This is a genomic window from Oceanobacter sp. 1_MG-2023, assembly GCF_030689025.1.
In the GTDB taxonomy this organism is placed as follows: domain Bacteria; phylum Pseudomonadota; class Gammaproteobacteria; order Pseudomonadales; family Oceanobacteraceae; genus Oceanobacter.
This window is the reverse complement of the sequence record NZ_JAUYWA010000038.1, coordinates 1-19,862: the sequence shown is the minus strand read 5'-3', so window position 1 is coordinate 19,862 and position 19,862 is coordinate 1. Positions and strand designations below refer to the sequence as shown.

At 53.2% G+C, this 19,862-nt stretch carries 14 protein-coding genes and 1 CRISPR repeat array; of the genes, 4 read left to right on the top strand and 10 right to left on the bottom strand.

All coding sequences use genetic code 11. From position 1 onward, the window contains the following. Positions 1–49: 49 nt before the first annotated feature. Positions 50–1,846: direct repeats of the CRISPR family, unit length 28 nt; unit sequence GAAACACCCCCACGGGCGTGGGGACGAC. Positions 1,847–1,904: 58 nt separating this feature from the next. From cas2e to Q8W22_RS16140, 9 genes are all read right to left on the bottom strand, one after another. Then, a complete protein-coding gene (cas2e, locus tag Q8W22_RS16180; protein ID WP_305414621.1) occupies positions 1,905–2,141 on the bottom strand; it encodes a type I-E CRISPR-associated endoribonuclease Cas2e in 237 nt (78 codons plus the stop codon). A gap of 25 nt (positions 2,142–2,166) precedes the next feature. Next, a complete protein-coding gene (cas1e, locus tag Q8W22_RS16175; protein ID WP_305453064.1) occupies positions 2,167–3,042 on the bottom strand; it encodes a type I-E CRISPR-associated endonuclease Cas1e in 876 nt (291 codons plus the stop codon). Further along, positions 3,043–3,792: a type I-E CRISPR-associated protein Cas5/CasD gene (gene cas5e, locus Q8W22_RS16170; RefSeq protein WP_305414619.1), complete on the bottom strand. Its 750-nt coding sequence runs from the start codon at positions 3,790–3,792 to the stop codon at positions 3,043–3,045. Between the two features lie 12 nt (positions 3,793–3,804). Further along, positions 3,805–4,839, bottom strand: coding sequence for a type I-E CRISPR-associated protein Cas7/Cse4/CasC (gene cas7e / locus Q8W22_RS16165; protein ID WP_305414618.1), 1,035 nt, complete (start codon positions 4,837–4,839; stop codon positions 3,805–3,807). 21 nt (positions 4,840–4,860) lie between these two features. Next, the gene (gene cas6e, locus Q8W22_RS16160) at positions 4,861–5,508 is read right to left on the bottom strand and encodes a type I-E CRISPR-associated protein Cas6/Cse3/CasE (RefSeq protein ID WP_305414617.1); all 648 of its coding nucleotides are present in this window, start codon (positions 5,506–5,508) and stop codon (positions 4,861–4,863) included. Beyond that, a complete protein-coding gene (gene casB, locus Q8W22_RS16155; protein WP_305453056.1) occupies positions 5,501–6,058 on the bottom strand; it encodes a type I-E CRISPR-associated protein Cse2/CasB in 558 nt (185 codons plus the stop codon). Before casB ends, cas6e begins: the two co-directional genes overlap by 8 nt. Before the next feature lie 13 nt (positions 6,059–6,071). Then, on the bottom strand, positions 6,072–7,595 hold the full coding sequence (casA, locus tag Q8W22_RS16150; RefSeq protein ID WP_305453054.1) for a type I-E CRISPR-associated protein Cse1/CasA: 1,524 nt from the start codon (positions 7,593–7,595) through the stop codon (positions 6,072–6,074). A gap of 2 nt (positions 7,596–7,597) precedes the next feature. Further along, positions 7,598–10,225: a CRISPR-associated helicase Cas3' gene (cas3, locus tag Q8W22_RS16145; protein ID WP_305453053.1), complete on the bottom strand. Its 2,628-nt coding sequence runs from the start codon at positions 10,223–10,225 to the stop codon at positions 7,598–7,600. 308 nt (positions 10,226–10,533) lie between these two features. Further along, the gene (locus Q8W22_RS16140; protein ID WP_305453052.1) at positions 10,534–11,628 is read right to left on the bottom strand and encodes a DcaP family trimeric outer membrane transporter; all 1,095 of its coding nucleotides are present in this window, start codon (positions 11,626–11,628) and stop codon (positions 10,534–10,536) included. Positions 11,629–12,067: 439 nt separating this feature from the next. Here Q8W22_RS16140 and Q8W22_RS16135 point away from each other — a divergent pair, with 439 nt between their 5' ends. After that, on the top strand, positions 12,068–12,682 hold the full coding sequence (locus tag Q8W22_RS16135; protein ID WP_305414611.1) for a response regulator transcription factor: 615 nt from the start codon (positions 12,068–12,070) through the stop codon (positions 12,680–12,682). 58 nt (positions 12,683–12,740) lie between these two features. Here Q8W22_RS16135 and Q8W22_RS16130 read toward each other — a convergent pair whose 3' ends face one another. Continuing rightward, positions 12,741–16,238: a PAS domain-containing hybrid sensor histidine kinase/response regulator gene (locus Q8W22_RS16130; RefSeq protein WP_305453051.1), complete on the bottom strand. Its 3,498-nt coding sequence runs from the start codon at positions 16,236–16,238 to the stop codon at positions 12,741–12,743. Between the two features lie 334 nt (positions 16,239–16,572). Here Q8W22_RS16130 and Q8W22_RS16125 point away from each other — a divergent pair, with 334 nt between their 5' ends. The 3 genes from Q8W22_RS16125 (at position 16,573) to Q8W22_RS16115 (ending at position 19,670) form a co-directional block, all read left to right on the top strand. Continuing rightward, entirely contained in the window at positions 16,573–17,622 is a 1,050-nt protein-coding gene (locus Q8W22_RS16125) for a TRAP transporter substrate-binding protein (protein WP_303433530.1), read from the top strand. 118 nt (positions 17,623–17,740) lie between these two features. Further along, entirely contained in the window at positions 17,741–18,292 is a 552-nt protein-coding gene (locus tag Q8W22_RS16120) for a TRAP transporter small permease subunit (protein ID WP_303433533.1), read from the top strand. Then, positions 18,282–19,670 carry a TRAP transporter large permease subunit gene (locus tag Q8W22_RS16115; RefSeq protein WP_303433535.1) on the top strand — a complete coding sequence of 463 codons (1,389 nt, stop codon included), beginning with the start codon at positions 18,282–18,284 and terminating at the stop codon, positions 19,668–19,670. Before Q8W22_RS16120 ends, Q8W22_RS16115 begins: the two co-directional genes overlap by 11 nt. Positions 19,671–19,862 lie beyond the last annotated feature (192 nt).

Sequence of the window (19,862 nt, the reverse complement as noted above, 5' to 3'; positions counted from 1 at the left end):
CGGGCGTGGGGACGACCTGAGTTCTGGGAGCAACAGCAACAGGCAGGGAGAAACACCCCCACGGGCGTGGGGACGACGACCCATCGCCATGGATGCCAGGGTCAGGGGAGGAAACACCCCCACGGGCGTGGGGACGACTTACATCAACTAAGGGGACGTCAGCCATGATCAGAAACACCCCCACGGGCGTGGGGACGACACCTGATGAGCCGCGCAGACGCTCACAGGGTAAGAAACACCCCCACGGGCGTGGGGACGACTTGATGGCCTGACAGCTGACTCAATCGAGGAAAGAAACACCCCCACGGGCGTGGGGACGACGGCTCACCACTGGCCAACCTGCCTGATGACCTGGAAACACCCCCACGGGCGTGGGGACGACGCATCAAATCCGGCGGTGGCGTTTTGTCGTACAGAAACACCCCCACGGGCGTGGGGACGACGCTACTAGCGGACGCATTAGCAACCCAGGCCCGGAAACACCCCCACGGGCGTGGGGACGACTGGGTTCATGTATGGCTACAAATTCCGGGATAAGAAACACCCCCACGGGCGTGGGGACGACCCGCCGACGCGGCCGACATCACAAACGTAAAATGAAACACCCCCACGGGCGTGGGGACGACTGAAAACTCTGTGCGGATGCGTTCAAATGTCAGGAAACACCCCCACGGGCGTGGGGACGACGGCGCCAAAACCATCGACCTACCAGCCAGCATAGAAACACCCCCACGGGCGTGGGGACGACGACGGACTAGGGTACTATCGCTGGGCCGGAGCAGAAACACCCCCACGGGCGTGGGGACGACTACTGGTGGTGCTGAATGACACGTGAAGAACTAGAAACACCCCCACGGGCGTGGGGACGACTGTTATCGGCGGTTACTATCCGTTCAATCCATAGAAACACCCCCACGGGCGTGGGGACGACCAGGTTGTGCCAGGACAACGACACCGACCCTTAGAAACACCCCCACGGGCGTGGGGACGACGAGCAGCGCGCATCCGTATCGATTTATGTCATGGAAACACCCCCACGGGCGTGGGGACGACTCCTACAGTTGCAGATTTTGAGTCAATGACAAGGAAACACCCCCACGGGCGTGGGGACGACTCAGGAGGTGGCAACTAATGGCCATCATAAGCAGAAACACCCCCACGGGCGTGGGGACGACGGCCGAACGCCACGCCAATGTGTGAGTTGTTCAGAAACACCCCCACGGGCGTGGGGACGACCGCAACGCGAAACTGGCGGGAAATCAAGTCGGAGAAACACCCCCACGGGCGTGGGGACGACGCTCAGGAGTAGCAAAAGCGTACAACGGGCCGGGAAACACCCCCACGGGCGTGGGGACGACCTATGTTTTCCGTGGACTCGAAATATAGCGAAAGAAACACCCCCACGGGCGTGGGGACGACGCTGTGCGACCTTGCTGCAGGTTGTTGTTGATGGAAACACCCCCACGGGCGTGGGGACGACTTCATTCCAGCAATCATGCGGTCGCTCGGATTGGAAACACCCCCACGGGCGTGGGGACGACGTGGCTGGGGGCGACTTTGCTGGTTGGCAAAAAGAAACACCCCCACGGGCGTGGGGACGACATTTATCGAGTGGTGCACGCCGCGCCCGGAGGAGAAACACCCCCACGGGCGTGGGGACGACGAAACGGAAATACTACACTCGACGGATGTCGAGGAAACACCCCCACGGGCGTGGGGACGACGCGCTGAACCGGGGTGCGAGAGTCGGTGTCGTAGAAACACCCCCACGGGCGTGGGGACGACCTAAAATTGATTTTGTTTTCCGAGATGGAGAAAGAAACACCCCCACGGGCGTGGGGACGACCCTGAACATTTAAACAGTATTTTATTTGATTTTCACCTGTTTATTAAAGAGCGTGGTGTTACGAATTCAAGCTTTCAATAATCAGCTGTAATCCCGATATGTCGACCACGGGTTTTCGAGGCTTGCCTTTGTAGCGAATTTCGTAGCCTGGAGGTGCAGGAATACTGCGAAACAACATCAAACCCGATTCTATCGGGCAGTGTTGCATCAGGTAATCGATGACGGTTTGCGCTACCGAATCCTTCACACCAGATACAAATACGTTGGGACGAGGCTCTACAAACCAGAGTTTCATTCGCCCACGTACGGCGGGTGGTAGGTCATTGGCGAGCACGACGAGCACGGCTGACCCCCATTAATTCGTTAATGTCATTGCTGGCTTGATCCAATAGTTTCATTTTGATAACACGCTTTCGAAATTCGTCCGATACTTTGTGTTTGTCATACCGTCCGGCCATTTCGCGGCTTAGAAAGAATGCCAAGTCTATACAAAGTGGTTCTTTGTATAGGTCGGCCAGGTCGTACACAAAAGGTAGAGGGCTGCCCGAGTGTATAAAGCCGATATGAGGTGAGTAGCCCATGGCATGCACCACAGAAGACAGAATGCCGTACAAGGCCGCATTGGTGGCTGTGAGTATCTGGTTGGTGAGGTCGCTGAATTCAAATTTTCCGGGTGTGAATTGTCGGCCTTTCCAGCCCACTCCATATTGTTCGGCTTTTTGTTGGTAAAGTGCTCTGACCCGGTTGCCTTCCATGCCCATCATGGCGGGCATGGTCATGCCAGTTAAATCGGCATCTGGGAAGCGTTGGGTATACATGGCCCGAGCAACGTCCAGTGCTTTTTCTTCATCAGAGGCTAACGCCATTTGTCGTTTCAGGTTACGGGTATCAGACGTTGGCAAGAAACCTGCCGCATAAAACAATAGGCTGTCTTCTCCTACCCAGCTTACCGAGCAGTTTGCAGCGGTGGCGACCTTGATGGCTTCGTGGGTTACGGAGGTACCCGGCCCTAGTAACAGGCAATTAATGGTTGCTACTGGTATGGGCACTACATTGGCGTCGGCATCAATCCATTTGACGCTACTGTCATCGATCTCGAGTCGCCCCCGCTCCAGGTACAAAAATGGATATTTGTCTTTGACTCTGGGGAGGGACTCGCGGGTCACTTTGACAAACAGACGCTCGCCTTTAGCCATTCAGGTTAACTCCAGCAAGGTAACTTGGCGGTCTCGATAACGTTTGTTGGTTCCGAACTGTATAGGAACATCGTTAAGAGTGAGGATCTCGCCGCCATTTGCTTCGCTCTCTTTGTCACTTTTGCTATCAGCTCCAGCGTCCATCACTGCATAACTGGCCTGGCGTTGTTTACTCTCGGCTATGGTATCTGCCTGTTGCCAGGCTGCTGCTGTATTTTCATACAGTCCTTGATAGATCAGTTCTGTTGGAGCACAAGTCTTGCGTCCTAGATACAAGTCCCATACTGGGTTTTGTAGTGCTTCGGCCAGTGCTTGTGCCTGCTTTTCAGGCACTTCTAATACCACGGCAAATGCCGAGTCTTGGAGGTAGTAGCGATAGGTCATTTTGGTGCCACCTCCAACTGCTTTTTTTCCTTCAGCTGTTTTAGGGATCAGCAGGCTTTGCCAAGGGTCGCTGTTGTCGTAGCCACTGCCTACCATTTGGAAGTCTCGCAATGGTAGTTCTTGCATAACAGGGCTACCATTGCGGTCGGTGCGGGCATAGGCCCGAACCTCCATCGCCATGGTGCTCATCTGTTGTAGCCATTCCACTTCAGGCCCTCCGGCACCACGGGCGCAGCACAGTAAGCCAAGCACACCGGAACGGGTCGGAAAGTTCAGGGTGTCGCGCACGCCAAACTTGGAGTCGTGTCCCCAAGCTTGTAATGGGCCTTCCAGCCATAGCAGCAAATAATGTGTCTGTTCGCTCATTGCGTATCTCCGTTACAGGTGAGATTGCAGATCGGTAATCAGGTGGTCAATGCTGTATTCAAGGTTGTCGCCCCACTCGTAGGCTCCTTGTTTGCCAAACAAAGAGCCGGAGATTTTCTCTTTTTTATCCAACCAGGTTTTCAGTTCCTCTTTGCTGGGACTAAGGAAACCATCGCCTTTGGCTTTTACTGGTTGTTCAAACGAAGCTTGTAGGCGTTGTCCTTTACGCACCAGAACACGAGCATAATCCCATGGGCAGGCTCCAGACTGAGTCGTCTGACGGGCGTCCGGTACTGCTACATATAAGGCTTTTACGAAGGCTTCAATGGCCGTTTTCAGGTCTGCTCCTTCTCCCAGAGTGTGTTCAAGCTGCCCCAGGTCAAGGCTGACGTAACGGTAATAAGTGGCCGAGTTGTATTCGAGGCTGCCCATATGGGCGGAACCACTTTCATCTTCAGCCTTGCAATCATCAACAGCAGTGAAAAACTCTACTTCATTGCTGACTTTATGGGTGGAGATGGCGTGGGCAAAAGCGGCTGCCGCCTCGACATTCATATCAGGTGCCTTGGCCACCATTCGTCCGAACAGTGCGATATCCAGCGCATCCAGATTTGTGTTCACGACTTTTTTGGATACTTTCACCAGTTCCTTGTCTTTCAGGGCTTTGGCGTCGAAGTTTTTTTCCTGGGCGTAGGCAGCAAAGGCTTTGGCTTCAGTTTCACTTAAAAACAGCAAGGTATCGTCGGCAAAAAAGCCTGCCATGGCTTCGCCACAGTCGTTGGCTTGCTCCTCGCTGGCCCCCAGTGCCAGACATTCTGTAGCCAGGAGGGTGGCTATTTTCTTGCTGCGTACACCCAGGCGAATACCGAAATCCGGCATTGCCAGGCGCACTTGACGTTTCCAGCATTGCGAGGACACTCGCGCTCGTGGCACACCGCCAATGATGGCGGATTTCGGAGCGCCAACGTCATCACGATTCAAGCAGGTGACAGGGAAAGATTGCAGGATATGGAATTCAATACGGGTATTTTTGAAAGCGTTGGTCATTTTCTTGTCCCTGAAAGAGAGTTAAACAAATGGGTTGTCGATGATTGGTACGATTTGCAGTAAGCCACAGCCAAACGCTCGCCCTTTGCCGATGCCGTTCTTGAAGCTGTTCTGAAACTGCTGTGGGTCGGTGACCGTGAGTTGGCCTTGAATATGCGCTTTCCCCAAGGTGATTCGACGATTGTTTTGGCCGTTGAACTGCTGTACCTCGATGGCATCAATTTGCAAATGCAGTGGGTCTACTTCAAAGCCCCAGCTGTTCAGTGCGCGCTGTATAAACCAGTCGGCAGTATCGGCGCGTCCCTTAATGGCAACGCGTTTACCTGTCTGTTTGTCTTTGCGCACGGGATTGACTTGTACTTTGAATCGGTAGCGTGGATAGTCCAGAAAGGAAGCAGCAATGGGTTTGCTGATGACGTCACCATACTGCCCGTCAACTCGTTCCATGGGGGGGCGATCCGATACCATTAATACTTTGCGGCCGTGGAAATCACCACCCTGGTCAGCATATACAATGCCACTTTGAATGTGACTGTGCTTTTCGGCTTCGGTACGTATGTCGGGAAACAGGCTGTAAACCACGCGATGCAGGGAGTACGGATCGGTTATTTTCAAGGCTTTTACTGCTTTGCGGTCGAGATGCAGGGCGCTGGCGTATAGCTCAGTCATGGGGAGCCTCCACCGTGGCTGCGTCGGTCTCCACAACCTTGCGGTAAAAGTCCTGTGCCCAGCGAATTCGGACACGTTCCTGTCCTTGGCCGGCAAACCACAAGAGTTGTTTCAGTAGTTGGCTGAAATCTGGTGTTACTCCACGACTGGCCATTAACGTCAGCAGTGGTCTCAGGATGCGGCAGGCTTCGGCTGTGCTGGTGCAAGCCAGTAGGCGGCGTAAACGGGCTTTGGCCTGGTCTGACTGGTTGTTATCTGTATAACAGGCGGCAATGGCCGCTCCCAGTGTCAGCTTGCCATCGGCACCAGGTTTGGCGCGAGCCAGTGCGGCAGCAACTGTACAGTAGGGCAAACGCTCCTGGTCTTTTTCAAGATCAACACCGAATTCTGCCAATAACTCCCAGCTTTGATACTCAGTGGCTGGGTTATCAGCACGTTTTAAACGCGCAGCAAAGCCGTTGTCTTTATTAATGCGGTCGATGAGGTAGGCGATAAACCGTTCCGCTTTTGAAACCTTGCCAGTTCTGGCTTCTACCGGATTCTGATCCATACGGATATGCTCCTTATTCGGCTTTTAAGTATTTGGAAAAATTCGGACGGGATTGGGCCCAGGCGTCCATTTGGCGAGCACTGTCGTTGGGACACAGCTGGTCAAAGGTTTGTAGCGCGTAATTGGCGAAGGTCTGACGCAGTTGCAGGCGTTGCTGCGTAGCGTCCTCCGAGGTATCGCATACATCGATAAGCGCTTGGGCTTGTCGTTCACATAGCTGCCAGAAGATGCCAGTCGCTTTGGCTGCCAAATTGGTAACAAATGGCTGTGCTTTGCCGGAACCGGATTTGTCGATATCAGATAGCTGACGGAAATAACGAACTACCGCTCCCCATAACAGCTTTTGAGCTGATTCCAGTTGTGCCATTTCGTGCTTGAGTTGCTCAAGGAAGATGCTTCCCAGTAACTCAGAGGATAACCATATTTCGGATTGAACATAATCATCTGTACCTGATGCATACTGTTCACCTGCATTGCTACTGACGCGTAATCCACCAGACCAAAGTGCAAAGTGCTGAGCAGAGCGGGAGACTCGTTTTAGTGTGAGTTTGAGCTGTGGTGTGTCGAAGCCACTGGTTTTGCCTTGTTCTATAAATTGCAGTAGTGATGTCAGTTCACGCCAAGGGCGTTTGTCTGGGTTGACCCATAAAGCTTTTGGCTTTTTCTGGGCGAAGTCGATGGAGGCGGTTGGGTCTGCTTTGCCTTCCAGATAACCCGCATGTGCAATGCCATCGGTATAATGAATTCCGGTTTCGGCCAGTAAACAAAACTTCCCAACGGGTACCAGTCGCCCGATCAGGGATGATTTTAATGATCGGGCAATATCATCATCTTCACCGGTAGGCATCTGTTCCCAAGGGGCGGTACCTAATGCTGGATACATGGCCATATCGGTAATGTCTTCTTGGGTAAAGAGGTTGAACCATAGGGAATGAAGTATTGATTGACCCAGCCAATATGAGTGAAGAAGTCCCATGTGTCCGACGGCAATACCAGACTTGCCGCTGGCCGGTTTCCCTTTGTCGTTTTGTTTACCTTTGTAGCCATTGGACAAAACGACTGAGTTGTCAGTCTTTTTACCACTGAGGCCAAACCCCATTTGCACAACAATGGTAATTGCCTGGTCGGCATGGCTGACAGGCTGCTCTTGCTGGGATGCGGTTAATACGGTGGTATTGCCTGTACTCACCTCGGGAGACAAGACTCCTAGTGATTTAATGGCGGCTGACTGAATCATCGGCATCTGTAAAAACGGTTTGTCGCCATACAAATAAAACCGGTCGTGCCACTGTTGCAGGTACGCTAGGCATTTGTCCGCCATGCCTTGCCACCCCATTTGCTTCCATTCGTCATCGTCTTCGGGTGTTGCAGCAGCCTGGACGATTGCCAGTAACAGTTTGGTGAGTGCGATTTTTTGTACCGGGTTGCCACCCAGTGCCCGTAAATCCGGACGTTTGAAAATGTCTTTCAGACTGACCCGGCCAACGTCGGCAACTGGAATCCAGGGTTCATCTATCAGGTTAAAACGGTTTTCCATCGTTATTCCTTGTTGGTAAGCGCCCGGTAACCCAGGTCATTACGGTATTCCAGCGTATATTTTTCCCCTGCTGGGCGGCTATCCAGTGTTTGCAGTTCGCCACTTGGGCTGACCAGCGCAACCCGCAGCAACGCTTCTTCATTTTCCTGATTGCCAAGATAGAAAACTTTGTGGAAGTGCAGTTTCTCCAGCGTGCGTTTGGCAATACTGTCTGGGCAATTCGCCGGACTGACTCTGACCAGTTGCTGGTGCAATGCAACTGCGAGAGTGCGCCAGCCCGCGTTGTTTAGTTGCCGACGACCATGAGGAATACTCAATTCGCGTCCATCCAGCAGGCGCATACGGGTTTCACCAGAGCCGATACGCACACTGCGCAGCAGTAAAACATAGTGATTATCCTGATCGCTGTAACGTGTTTCTGCCTTGTGTTCTGGCAAGGTTTTGCCACCTTTGGATAGTGTGAGTTTTGCCAGTGCTTGTTGTGCTTCTTCTCCGGTACGGAAACGAGAGCCTTGCTTTAGTTCATGTAGCAGAGTGGCCCATGGTGCGGTTTCAGAGCGTTCGGTATAGGTTTGGTCAATTAGGGGGCGAATACCGGAAGGTAAACGCAGTTGCTGTTGTTGCTGCCAGACTTCCAGACTGCGACACAGTACATAGGGGGCATACACCATTGCGCTTAGTCCAAATGCTGAGCGCGGATTGGTTAATGCTTGCTCCATTGTCGGTGTTAGCAGCCAACACTCAGGCAAGGCCGAAGCATGACGCGGGGTGTCTGAATGGCGCCACAACCGGCCAATTCTTTGCAGTAACATGTCGGTAGGGGCAAACCGGCTAACCAGAAAATCTGCATCAATATCGAGCGACTGCTCCAGCACCTGGGTGCCGACCAGAATCCGCCCACAGCTCGAACGTTGTGGCCAGCCAGTATGTCCAAACAGGTTTACCCAGCGGGATTCGTTGGCTTGTCGGTCTTGTGGCGTGAAACGGGAGTGCAATAAACCAATCTCACAACCTGCTTGAATGGCACGACTGGCAAGGTCGAGATAGCGTTGTTGTGCCTCTGCGACGGTATTTTCGATCCATAACACCTGTTGCCCTTGATCGGCTCTGAGCAGTGCTTCTTCCACTGCCCTGTGATCATCTTCACAAAGGGTCAGGGTAATGGGCTGGTTATCTTCTGTTGGAACGGTTACTTCAGTGATGTCAGTTGCGGTGTAGTTGTTAATGTTACCAATGGTGTTTGCGGCAGTGATCAGTGGATAGGCTGAACTGGTCGTTGTGTGCTGTAACAGGGCCGCGCGACGGGATTGATTCAATGTGGCGCTGAGAATAATTACAGTACATTCAATCTGGCGCAGAAAAGCCACCAGTTCATTTAGAATTGTTCCGGTGTAAAGATCGTAACTATGGACTTCATCTAGGATGACTACCTTGCCTGCAAGGCCGAATGCTCTGACAAAACCGTGTTTGACGTTCATCACTGCCATCAACGCCTGGTCAATGGTGCCAACTGCAAAGGGAGCCAATAATCCACGTTTGTTATGATTAAACCAGGCACCACCCGGTGCGCCATCTTCCCCCATGTCGGATTGCTCTAATAACCAGGCGCCAGAATGCAGCAACAAGGCCCTATTGGGTGTGTCAGGGCCAAGAATCTGTTCCAGAAACGCATTAAACCGATCGTATATTTTGTTGGAGGTCAGCTGAGTGGGCAGGGCAAAATAAATGCCGGTTGCTTTTTCTTCTGCCAGCAGACGGTAAGCGGCGTATAAAGCTGCTTCGGTTTTACCCATACCCATCTGGGCCTCGAGGATATAAATGCCTGGGCCGGTTATTTGTTCAAGGAATAGCGATTGGGCTTTGCGTGGTTGCATCTGCTGTTGGATCGGATCAAATACATTGGTAAATGACAGTCCCGGTCTGATCGTGGGTTTAATAAACCCAGCGTCATTAAGAGCGGCGCTGATATTTGGCTGCCAGTCTTGTGTGGGGTCTTCAAAGAATTTGCCTGAGCCTATCCAATCGGCAACTGAGGTTAATCCTGCGACAATACGAGCTTGTGATGCTTGCTCGAATACTGGCCAATCTGAGTTCAGACTGTCTTTTAGCGCAGCGACCAGCTTCTTGCGCTCATCAAGCCAGACATCACCACCAAAGACTTCGGCATTGCCGCGTTTGTCATCAACGTTCGGATTAAAACCATGGTGCTGCCCGAGAATTTCAGCTACGTATTTCGGTGTGCCCAGGGCATTAGCTGTTGCTTGGCTGACACCAGCATGTCCGCCCCATTGGGATTCAATGTCTGGCTTTGCTTGCGCCAGTTCAGGCAGGTTTTTGAAATCAATATCGCAAGCTCGCAGAATCTTTGCCACAAACGATGGGCTTACTTTACCAATGTCATGGCTAGCGGCTGCCATTTCACTGTCAGCGGGAAACAAGTGTGAACGCATGGGTTCCGGGAAACGTTCAATCAGGCAGCGGGCTGTTTCTCCAACAATCTGGCAGTGATTCAGAACACTGCGGCCTTTAACAACGGCGCCGTCTGGGCGAGTCCAGGTTTTTGCGGGGCATTGCTGAAATGGAATAGCTGCAATATTCGCGGAATGGCTTGCCGGTTTTCTGAGGCGCATTGTGTTTCGTCCTTGATTACCACTGCTCGCAGTGTGAGTGTTTTTGGGGTGGTTGCCAACACAGCATCCTGCTTTTGGCTTGCTTCTTCCCCTACATCAGTCCGGCTCAGGCGGGTTTTTGTCGCAGCAGGTCCGGTAATAGCAGGCCGCTGGTGTAATTTGCTGGTGGCTGGAGACGATCTTGTTCAGGTCGATGGTATCGGACTGGTGTGGATGACATCGTAGACCAGCCAATTTTGGGGGCATAAGAGAAAAAAGTAACACCCCCACGGGCGTGGGGGCTATATCGCGGTTATTTCCGGCAGGCTTCAGAACGCCAGTTTGGCAAACATATGCAAGCGATTCAGTTTCAGGTCTTCAGTAAAGGTATTCCCTTCAGCCTGTTTTTTGGTCGCCTTGATGAGTTCAACACCGTACTTCAGCGGCTGGTAGGCGTTGTAAACCAGATTCAGGTGCATGGATGAGAAGTCGCCCATGTCGTTGCCATCGAGGCTTGCTGTGGTTTTGGCTAGCCGCAGTGTTGAGCGCAGAGAAGGAGAGAATACATGCTGATAGGCCAGTTTGACGCCGGTCTGTTTGGATAACTCCAGGCTGTCGCCACTGAAATCGTAGGCGGCCACGTCGCCAAAGTTCATATAGCCACCAAGGCCGCTACCTGAAATCAGGGAAAACTTGAGGTTATCGTCGGCGATATTGATGCGGCCAGAGAATCGGCCAGCAAACGCCATGGCGCTGTCGTCCTTGACTTCGTCACCAACATTGATTTTTTGCATCAGAATGCCAGCACTCAGGTGCCCAAACCCGGTTTTGGTGGTGTATTTTGCGACCAGGTCCGGAACATCCGGGTCTTCGGAGTTTATTGGCTGTTCAGCGGCCAGTTCCAGCGTGTTGTTGCCCATGGGGATGGCGTATCGAACCAGTGATTTACGCGAGAAGATCCGCGCGGCCGGGCCTCCAAAGTCGGCGGTTTCGGCCAGGGCACCAAGATCCATAAAGGTGCTCCAGGTGCGGCCAATGGTCAGATTATCCTGCTGCAGATAAGCGTGGCGCAGGTTAAAAACACTGGAGGACCCAGAGAAAAAATCGCCCTCGATGACGGCTTTAAGATTCCCAACGGGTGTACCTGTGCTGGTGTGGGCAAATTTGAGGCGGGATTCCAGCGATGACATATTCAGGTCGCCTTCTTCGTTTTCTGCCTCGTTTTCGTTCAGGGTAATCAGTGATTGGTTGCGGGTGTGGCTGGCAGACGCATCGTTTTCGGCATCAAACAAAATATCGGTTTTGACATAGCCGCTGAAACTGTTGCTACTGTCGATATCAGCCTGAGTCAGGGGTGATACTGCCATGGCGGCTGTGGCCAAGACGGTTACCGGGAGCCATCCACTCTTGTTGTGTTTGTGCATGATATGTCCTGCTGTTGGTTATTTTATATTTTTTATTGCCGTTGCAGATATTGGTCGTTCTGGCGCATGCCAGCGCTACAAGGGTTAAAAAACTATATCCAAGGGCTTGCAATGGGTATCCCGTAAAATAGTAGGAATAAAACCAGGAATATGATCTGTTTGTATTGGTGGTTGCGATAGTGGCTGCGATGGCAGTTGCTGGATAATCAAATCCCCTGCCAAAGTACTGATTGCTGGTATATTGTTTGGTTTTGTTTATTAATAGCCCGGTGGTTGATTTGTTAATATGAATAGTTTCTGAGTTTATCCTGCAATGGTCGTCCTGCTATAGTCGCCCTACTTTAGTAGGTGAAGGGGCACTTTGAGGCGGTAAACACTTGCTTGATCTGGAAAGCCGGGAGTAGATTCGAGCGCATAACGATAAAAACAGGATAAACCCATGTATCAGGTTCTGATTGCCGATGATCACCCGCTCTTCCGTCGAGCGCTGAGCGATGCTCTGGATGAAACCGGCATTGCCTGTAGCAGCAGTGAATGCGAGGACTTTTACCAGGTGCTGCAGACCGCAGGGCAGCAAGCCATTGATCTTCTGTTGCTGGATCTGCGAATGCCGGGAAATACCGGTCTGATGGGCTTGATGCGGCTGCGGGCGGAGTTTCCACAACTGGCGATTGTGATTGTCAGTGCCAGCGAGGACCGGATGGTGATCGAGCAGGTACGCCAGCTGGGGGCACTGGGTTATATCCAGAAGTCGTCAACCATCGCCGGTATCAGCCAGGCGCTGGCACAGGTTATGGAAGGTAAACTGAGTTTTCCGGAATTTACCGGTCAACCGCAAGATGATACAACGGCCCGCCTGAGCCAAATGACACCACAGCAGCTGCGCGTATTACAACTGATTGCTGAGGGGGCATTAAACAAACAAATTGGCTACACTCTTAATATCAAGGAAACAACTGTCAAATCTCATATCAGCGATATATTTCGAAAGCTTAATATCAATAATCGCACCCAGGCAGCACTTATTGTACAGCAGCTGGAAATACCAGACTGATCGAGATCGACAGCAAACGGGTTCTGGCAATAAGCCATAACCATAAAGTCACGGTCTGCTACAACATTTTATGTAACAAGGCCCGTAATGCCATTGGTTTTACCGGTTTTCGCAATAGCATAAAGCCCAGCTCCTCAATGCCCTGTTTTACCTCATCGGTATAGTCGGCAGTAATAACCAGACAGGGTACTGGTTGCTGCCATACCTGGCTGAAACCGGCCATCACGTCCAGCCCGGTCACTCCCTGGTCCAGGTGGTAATCGATAATCACCAGATCCGGGATTTCCCCGGCTAACGCTTTGCGTGCTCTGTTAAAGCTACTGGCTGTAACCACCTGATAGCCCCAGTCTCCCAGTAGCATTGCCATGCCGTCGATGATTTGCTGCTCGTTATCGACACACAGTATCAATCCGGAGCCACGGGTATTCTGGGTGTTTTCTTCTGGTGTGATGGATGCCAATGGGGCGATGGTTGTCGGAATGGATACGCTGAAACAGCTGCCTCGGCCCGGTTCTGAAATAACCTGTATCGGATGATCCAGCAGTAAACACAAACGCCGTACAATCGATAGCCCCAGCCCTAGCCCTTTGGTGTTGGCGGGGGTGTGTATGTCGGTGTCTGCACCTGTGCGTTCGGCTGCCAACCGGTGAAATTCCTCAAAAATCATATCCAGTTCATGGGCCGGGATACCAATGCCAGTATCTAACACCTGTATTAATACCTGCTGTTGCCGGCGACGACTGCCGACCAGAATCCGGCCTGTCCGCGTATACCGCAGGGCGTTACTCAGCAGGTTCTGGATGATGCGACGCAGCAACACCGGGTCTGAGTCCACGCCGATGCGGCTGCGGACATAGTGCAGTTCAATGCCTTTCTGGGCTGCCAGCGGGCGAAATTCTTCCACCAGTGAGTCCAGCATCTGATCCAGTTCAAACTCCTGACGGCGCGGGCGGACGATATCGGCATCGAGCTTGGAAATTTCCAATAATTCATTCAGCAGCGATTCGGCCGAATGCAGCGACTGGTCGAGATGCTGCGCCACCGGCATGATTTCTTCCACCAGCCCCGGGCTGCTCAGTTGCCGGCGTTCCAGTTTGTTCAGGATCGATGCTGAAAACAGCGATGCGGAGTTGAGCGGTTGCACCAGATCATGCCCGGCTGCCGCCAGAAAGCGGGTTTTGTTGCGGCTGGCTTTTTGCAGGTCGTGGTTCAGCTCGGTGAGCTTGTGGGTGCGCTCATCGACCCGCTGTTCAAGCACTTCGTTGGCGCTGCGCAGCTGCTCTTCAATATGGCGATACTCGGTAATGTCGCTGTACACCGTGATGTAGAGGCTGTCGCCAATCGGGGTGCCACTCAGTTCAATCGAACGGCCGTCCCGGGTTTTGCGCACATAGTGCAGTTTCTCGCGCTGGCGTAATTCCTTGAAGCGTTGCGCGACGATGGCATCAACATCCTGGTCGCCATAGCCGCCGGAGCGGGCAATATGCCCCAGCAGTGCCTCCGCCGACTGGCCAACGTACAAGTGCCCTTGAGGGAAACCGTACAGGCTGGCAAAACTCTGGTTCCAGGCCACCAGCGTTAAATGCTCGTCGACCACGGTGATGCCCTGGTTGAGGCTGTGCAGAATGGAGTTGAGCAGATCCCGGTTAAACAGCACCACCTCGGAAACTTCCTCAACCAGGTTGTTCAATGTGGTGTACTGGCCGGTGCCATCTTCGACCAGATTACGTAGCAGCAGCGCCGAGCCTTTGCGTCCAACCACCGAACTGAGCAAGCGGTCGGCTTCTTTGAGCATGGCTTCATCCACTTCGCCGCGGTGCAGAATCCGTCCTGTCAGCGGATTGCTGAAATCCTCAAAAAACGCACTGACCTTGGCCGGGTTAATAAAACGCTGCAACAAGGCGCGCAAATCCTGGGCATGAATGGCATAACGCCGGGTATTGATCGGTGCGGACGAGGCGGTACTGTAGACAAAGCGCTGAGCCTGTTCGGTATCGGCAAAGCTGGGCTTGTGATAGAGCGAGGCAATCACCAGCATCAGGGTATTCAGCATCAGGCTCCAGAAGGTGCCATGCACAATCGGGTTTAATTCCCCCAGCCCCAACAGGCCATGGGGTTGTAAAAATGCCAGTCCCCACGGGCCATCCAATAGGGACGGATCGCCCCAGCCCATACTCGATGCAACCGGCAGAAACAGGGTGTACGACCAGACGGCAAAACCGGTACCAATACCCCAGTAGGCTCCCATCCGGTTGGCACCGTGCCAGATCATGCCGATCAGGATGGCGGGGGCAAACTGGGCGATGGCCACAAACGCCAGCAAGCCGATTTCCGACAGATTATGAAATTGCGACAACAGCCGGTAATACACAAACGCCAGCGCCAGCACGCCCACAATCGCCACCCGACGAATCAGCAACACCCGGGATTTGATGCCTGTCCCGTTGCCCTGCCAGCCCAGCCGGATCAGAATCGGCAAGACAATTTCATTACACACCATGGTCGCCAGCGTGATGGAAGAAATAATCACCATCGAGGTACCGGCGGACAAACCGCCAATGTAAGCCAGCAGCGCCAGCCATTCCTGCTGAAAAGCCAGCGGTAATTCCAGCGTGATATAGGTGAAGGATTCCAGCATGTCCTGGTTCAGCGTTGCTGCCAGCCCCAGCGGTAACAAAAACAGGTTGATTGCCAGCAAATACAGCGGAAACATCCAGCGTGCCGCCCGGATATCCCGTTGTGAACGGTACTCGACAACCGCCACGTGAAAATGACGTGGCAAGGCAATAATGGCAATGGCTCCCAGCAAGGCATGGGTCAGATAAACACTGGGATCGGCATAATCGGTCAGGGTCTGCGCAATCAATGGGTCAGCCATCGCAGTACTGACCAGATCCGCAAAACCGTCGTACAGGCCATAGACGGCAAACAATCCCACTGCCATCAAGGCCACCAGTTTGACCAGGGATTCAAAGGCAATGGCCAGCATCATGCCCTGATGGCTTTCGCTGGAGTCGACCGTTCGGGTACCAAACAAGATACTGAAAACCGCCATGATCCCCGCAATAATCAGCGTCGGGTCGCTGAACCAGCGCAGCTCCACCGAGCTGGTCAGGGTAACCAGCTGGAAGCTGGCCGACACCGCTTTGAGCTGCAGCGCGATATAGGGCACTACGCCAAGCAAACATAACAAGGCCACCAGAATGCCAACGCCGCGACTGTGGCCAAAGCGGGCGGAAATAAAATCCGAAATGGTGGTGCTGTTTTCCTGGCGGGCAATCTGGATGATGCGGTCCATGACCTTCCAGCCGACGGTAATCAGAATAATGGCACCGGTGTAGGTCGGAGCCAGAATCCAGCCATGGGTCAGCGCTTGCTGTACGGTGCCGTAAAATGCCCAGCTGGTGCAGAAAATCGCCAGCGTCAGGCTGTAGACATACGGCTGCCAGGAAGGCCGCATCCAGTGTGACCCCCAAATCGCGATCACAAACAAAAAGCCGACGTACATCAGCGACAGCCCACCCACAAACCAGACCTGGTGGATCAGGCTATCCATAACGAACGCTCACGCTCACACACAGGCACAGGCTACAAACAGACTCAAACACACGTCCACACGCTGGTTGCCACAGGCGTTTTGCCGGTACAGAGGTCATTGTTATTGTTTTCCTGAAAACGTGAATCCGAGTCACTCTTTCTGACGCTTATCACCTTGTATACAGGTTGCTGGCCGCGCTCAACCTACTTTGGTAGGTGATGGCTAATTCCCCTACCAAAGAAGGGTAGGATGCCCCAGGTCGCCTCCCTATAGTTTTTCAGACACTCTGGCGAGCCATTACTCCAACCGATGGCAGCTCCAGTCACTGAAAAATAATAATCAGGATCAGGCTATGAAACGCACTCTTTCGACTCTGGTGGCTACCTCCGCGCTGGCGCTCTGCTGCACCGCCGTACAAGCCAAACCCATCTTGCTGAAAACCCCGATTGCCTTTGGTTCGAACCTGCCAGCACTGGGCACCCCGATTGCCTGGGTTGCCGACCAGTTACCACTGGTCTCCGGTGGCGAAGTCAAAATGAAACTGTATGAGCCGGGCAAACTGGTTGCACCGCTGCAGATCCTCGACGCTGTGTCTGCGGGCAAGGTCAATTCCGGTTACTCCATTGCCGGTTATTGGGCCGGCAAGATGCCTGCGGCGGCCATTTTCTCAACCATTCCCTTTGGCCCGGAAGCGCCGGAATTTGCGGCCTGGATGTATTACGGCAACGGCCTCAAGCTGTATCAGAAAATGTACGACGATGCCGGTTATAACGTCCATGTCGAGCCTTGCTCGCTGATCAGCCCGGAAACGTCCGGCTGGTTCAAGAAGCCTGTTAACTCGCTCGAAGACCTCAAGGGTCTGAACATGCGTTTCTATGGTCTGGGTGGTGAAGTACTGGCCAAGCTGGGCGTGTCGACCTCGTTGATTCCTGGCGGTGAGATCTTTGGTGCGCTGGAAAAAGGCGCTATCGACGCGACTGAATTTTCACAACCGGCGATTGATCAGAAACTCGGTTTCTACAAGGTTGCCAAGCACAACTATTTTCCGGGCTGGCACCAGCAAGCCACTTTCTTTGAGCTGTTGATCAATGGCGACACCTGGAAAAGCATGTCCGACCAGCAACGCGCCGTTGTCTCTACCACCTGTAAGGCTTCCGTTACCAACTCGGTTGCTGAGTCTGAATTTATCCAGTTCGAAGCGATTCGCGCCAATATGGAAGAACGGGGTGTCACGGTACACGAATGGCCCAAAGAAATGCTGGATGCTTTCAAGGGTGCCTGGGATGAAGTGGCCGCCGAGCAGCGCAAGGACCCAACCTTCGCAGCGGTTTACGACGACCTGCAAACCTTCCGTACCAACTATCAACTGTGGTCCAGCCGCGCCTTTTTGCCGCGTGACTGATCTGGTCTGATTTGGTTACAGGCACCTTGCCGCTGCGAGCGGCAGGGTGTCTGTCAGACACTCTGTTTTGCTTTTGGCCGCAAGGTTTTATCCATCCGAACACTCCTCAGGAACTCCCATGAACCAGCACCCAGATACTCCGCCTCCGGTGCCTTTTGCCGATAGGATCGACCGGCTACTGATCCGGCTCAGTCAGGCCATTGCCTGGATTTTCGCCCTCCTGATGGTGGTGATTCTCACCCAGGTGATGTTACGGCGTGGCTTCAGCGCAGGCATGATTGCGCTGGAAGAGCTGCAATGGCATCTATACGCCATTGGTGTCTTTGCCGGTGTGCTGTATGCCCAGGCCAACAACAGTCACGTCCGGGTCGACGTACTGCACAGTCATTTCAGCCCGACCACCAAACATGTGGTCGAAATTCTCGGGCTGACGCTGCTGTTATTACCGTTCCTGATGCTGGTGTTTTATCACGGGCTGGATTTTGTCTATCAGTCCTGGCGTATTAATGAACGCTCGATTGCCCCTGCCGGATTGCCCTGGCGCTGGCTGATCAAAACCCTGATTCCCGTCACCATGGGATTAATGATTATCGCGACGCTCAATCGTATCGGTCGCGAAGTGGTGCTGTTGCAGCGCCAGCGGAGTGGAGGTCAGTGCCATGGAAATTAATGAAATCCTGATCATCGCCATGTTCGCCAGTTTTATCCTGCTGCTGTTTACCGGCTTTCCGGTGGCCTGGGTGCTGGCGGGTGTCGGCACCGTGTTTGCGTTGCTGGCTTATCTGTCGGATATGTACCTCGATACCATTATCGGCATCGACTTTACCTCGGTCGGACTGGTGGTCGACCGCACCTACAAGATCATGGATAACTGGATTCTGGTCGCGTTGCCGATGTTTATTCTGATGGGCAACCTGCTCGACAAATCCGGCGTGGCCGAAAACCTGATGAAGTCCTTCCAGGCGCTGTTTGGTCGGGTGCGGGGCGGACTGGCCATTACCGTGGTGCTGATCGGGATTATTCTGGCCGCTTCCACTGGTATTGTTGGTGCTTCCGTGGTGCTGCTCGGGGTTATGTCCTTACCGGCGATGCTGGGTCAGGGTTATGAAAAAACCGTCACCGTGGGCACCATCGCCAGTGCCGGAACGCTGGGTATCCTGATTCCGCCCAGCATCATGCTGGTGATTATGGCCGACCAGCTGGCGTTATCGGTTGGCGACCTGTTTATGGGGGCCGTCATGCCCGGTCTGCTGCTGGGCGTGCTGTACATTGTCTATATTCTGGGCTGGGGCCTGTTCAAACCGGAATCGATGCCGCTGGATGACAATATCCAGCCAGTGACTGCCAAGGTCTGGATCGATGTGTTCAAGGCCGTGGCCCCAACGCTGGCCATGATTCTGGCGGTACTCGGCAGTATTTTTGCGGGCATCGCGACGCCCACCGAAGCTTCTGCCGTGGGTGCTGCTGCTGCCATGGGACTGGCCTGGCAAAACAAACGCCTGAGCATTAAGGTGATTCGGGAATGTCTGCACGATACGCTGAACGTCAGTGGTTATATTTTTGCGATATTTATCGGTGCCACCATGTTTGCGCTGGTGCTGCGGGAGCTGGGCGGTGATGAATACATCGAGTCGCTGCTGACCTCTCTGCCATTTGGCCCATACGGCATCATCCTGTTTATTCTCGGTATTGTTTTCTTGCTGGGCTTTATTCTCGACTGGATCGAAATCACGCTGATTATTCTGCCGCTGGTTGCGCCGGTGATCAGTGCGCTGGATATCGCGATTAATGGCTATGGCGTGATGGATGACCCGACACTGGTGTGGTTTGTCATGCTGGTTGCATTGACCTTGCAGACATCATTCCTGACACCGCCGGTGGGTTTCTCGCTGTTTTATTTAAAGGGTGTGTGCCCGCCCGAAGTCAGCCTGACAACCATCTATAAAGGTGTTATTCCGTTTATCTTGCTGCAACTGACAGCCCTGGCGCTGCTGATTGCTTTCCCTGGACTGGTTAACTGGTTCCCTGCTTATATCTACGGGCCGTAACCCCTGATCGGGTAGCCTTGCTGTCAGGTGAATATCTGATAGCAGGCTACCTTTCTTCTTCCTCTTCTCTTGCTTCCCATCCGCTTCTCTTGCTTCTCCATTCTCCATGTATCTCTGTATCTCTGTATCTCTGTATCTCTGTATCTCTGTATCTCTGTATCTCTGTATCTCTGTATCTCTGTATCTCTGTAT

Bases quoted from the DNA above. Each gene is read 5' to 3' on its own strand.
- casA (WP_305453054.1), bottom strand. From the start codon at position 7,595: ATGGAAAACCGTTTTAACCTGATAGATGAACCCTGGATTCCAGTTGCC.
- cas7e (WP_305414618.1), bottom strand. From the start codon at position 4,839: ATGACCAACGCTTTCAAAAATACCCGTATTGAATTCCATATCCTGCAA.
- cas1e (WP_305453064.1), bottom strand. From the start codon at position 3,042: ATGGCTAAAGGCGAGCGTCTGTTTGTCAAAGTGACCCGCGAGTCCCTC.
- cas3 (WP_305453053.1), bottom strand. From the start codon at position 10,225: ATGCGCCTCAGAAAACCGGCAAGCCATTCCGCGAATATTGCAGCTATT.
- cas5e (WP_305414619.1), bottom strand. From the start codon at position 3,792: ATGAGCGAACAGACACATTATTTGCTGCTATGGCTGGAAGGCCCATTA.
- Q8W22_RS16135 (WP_305414611.1), top strand. From the start codon at position 12,068: ATGTATCAGGTTCTGATTGCCGATGATCACCCGCTCTTCCGTCGAGCG.
- Q8W22_RS16120 (WP_303433533.1), top strand. From the start codon at position 17,741: ATGAACCAGCACCCAGATACTCCGCCTCCGGTGCCTTTTGCCGATAGG.
- casB (WP_305453056.1), bottom strand. From the start codon at position 6,058: ATGGATCAGAATCCGGTAGAAGCCAGAACTGGCAAGGTTTCAAAAGCG.
- Q8W22_RS16140 (WP_305453052.1), bottom strand. From the start codon at position 11,628: ATGCACAAACACAACAAGAGTGGATGGCTCCCGGTAACCGTCTTGGCC.
- Q8W22_RS16130 (WP_305453051.1), bottom strand. From the start codon at position 16,238: ATGGATAGCCTGATCCACCAGGTCTGGTTTGTGGGTGGGCTGTCGCTG.
- cas2e (WP_305414621.1), bottom strand. From the start codon at position 2,141: ATGAAACTCTGGTTTGTAGAGCCTCGTCCCAACGTATTTGTATCTGGT.
- cas6e (WP_305414617.1), bottom strand. From the start codon at position 5,508: ATGACTGAGCTATACGCCAGCGCCCTGCATCTCGACCGCAAAGCAGTA.
- Q8W22_RS16115 (WP_303433535.1), top strand. From the start codon at position 18,282: ATGGAAATTAATGAAATCCTGATCATCGCCATGTTCGCCAGTTTTATC.
- Q8W22_RS16125 (WP_303433530.1), top strand. From the start codon at position 16,573: ATGAAACGCACTCTTTCGACTCTGGTGGCTACCTCCGCGCTGGCGCTC.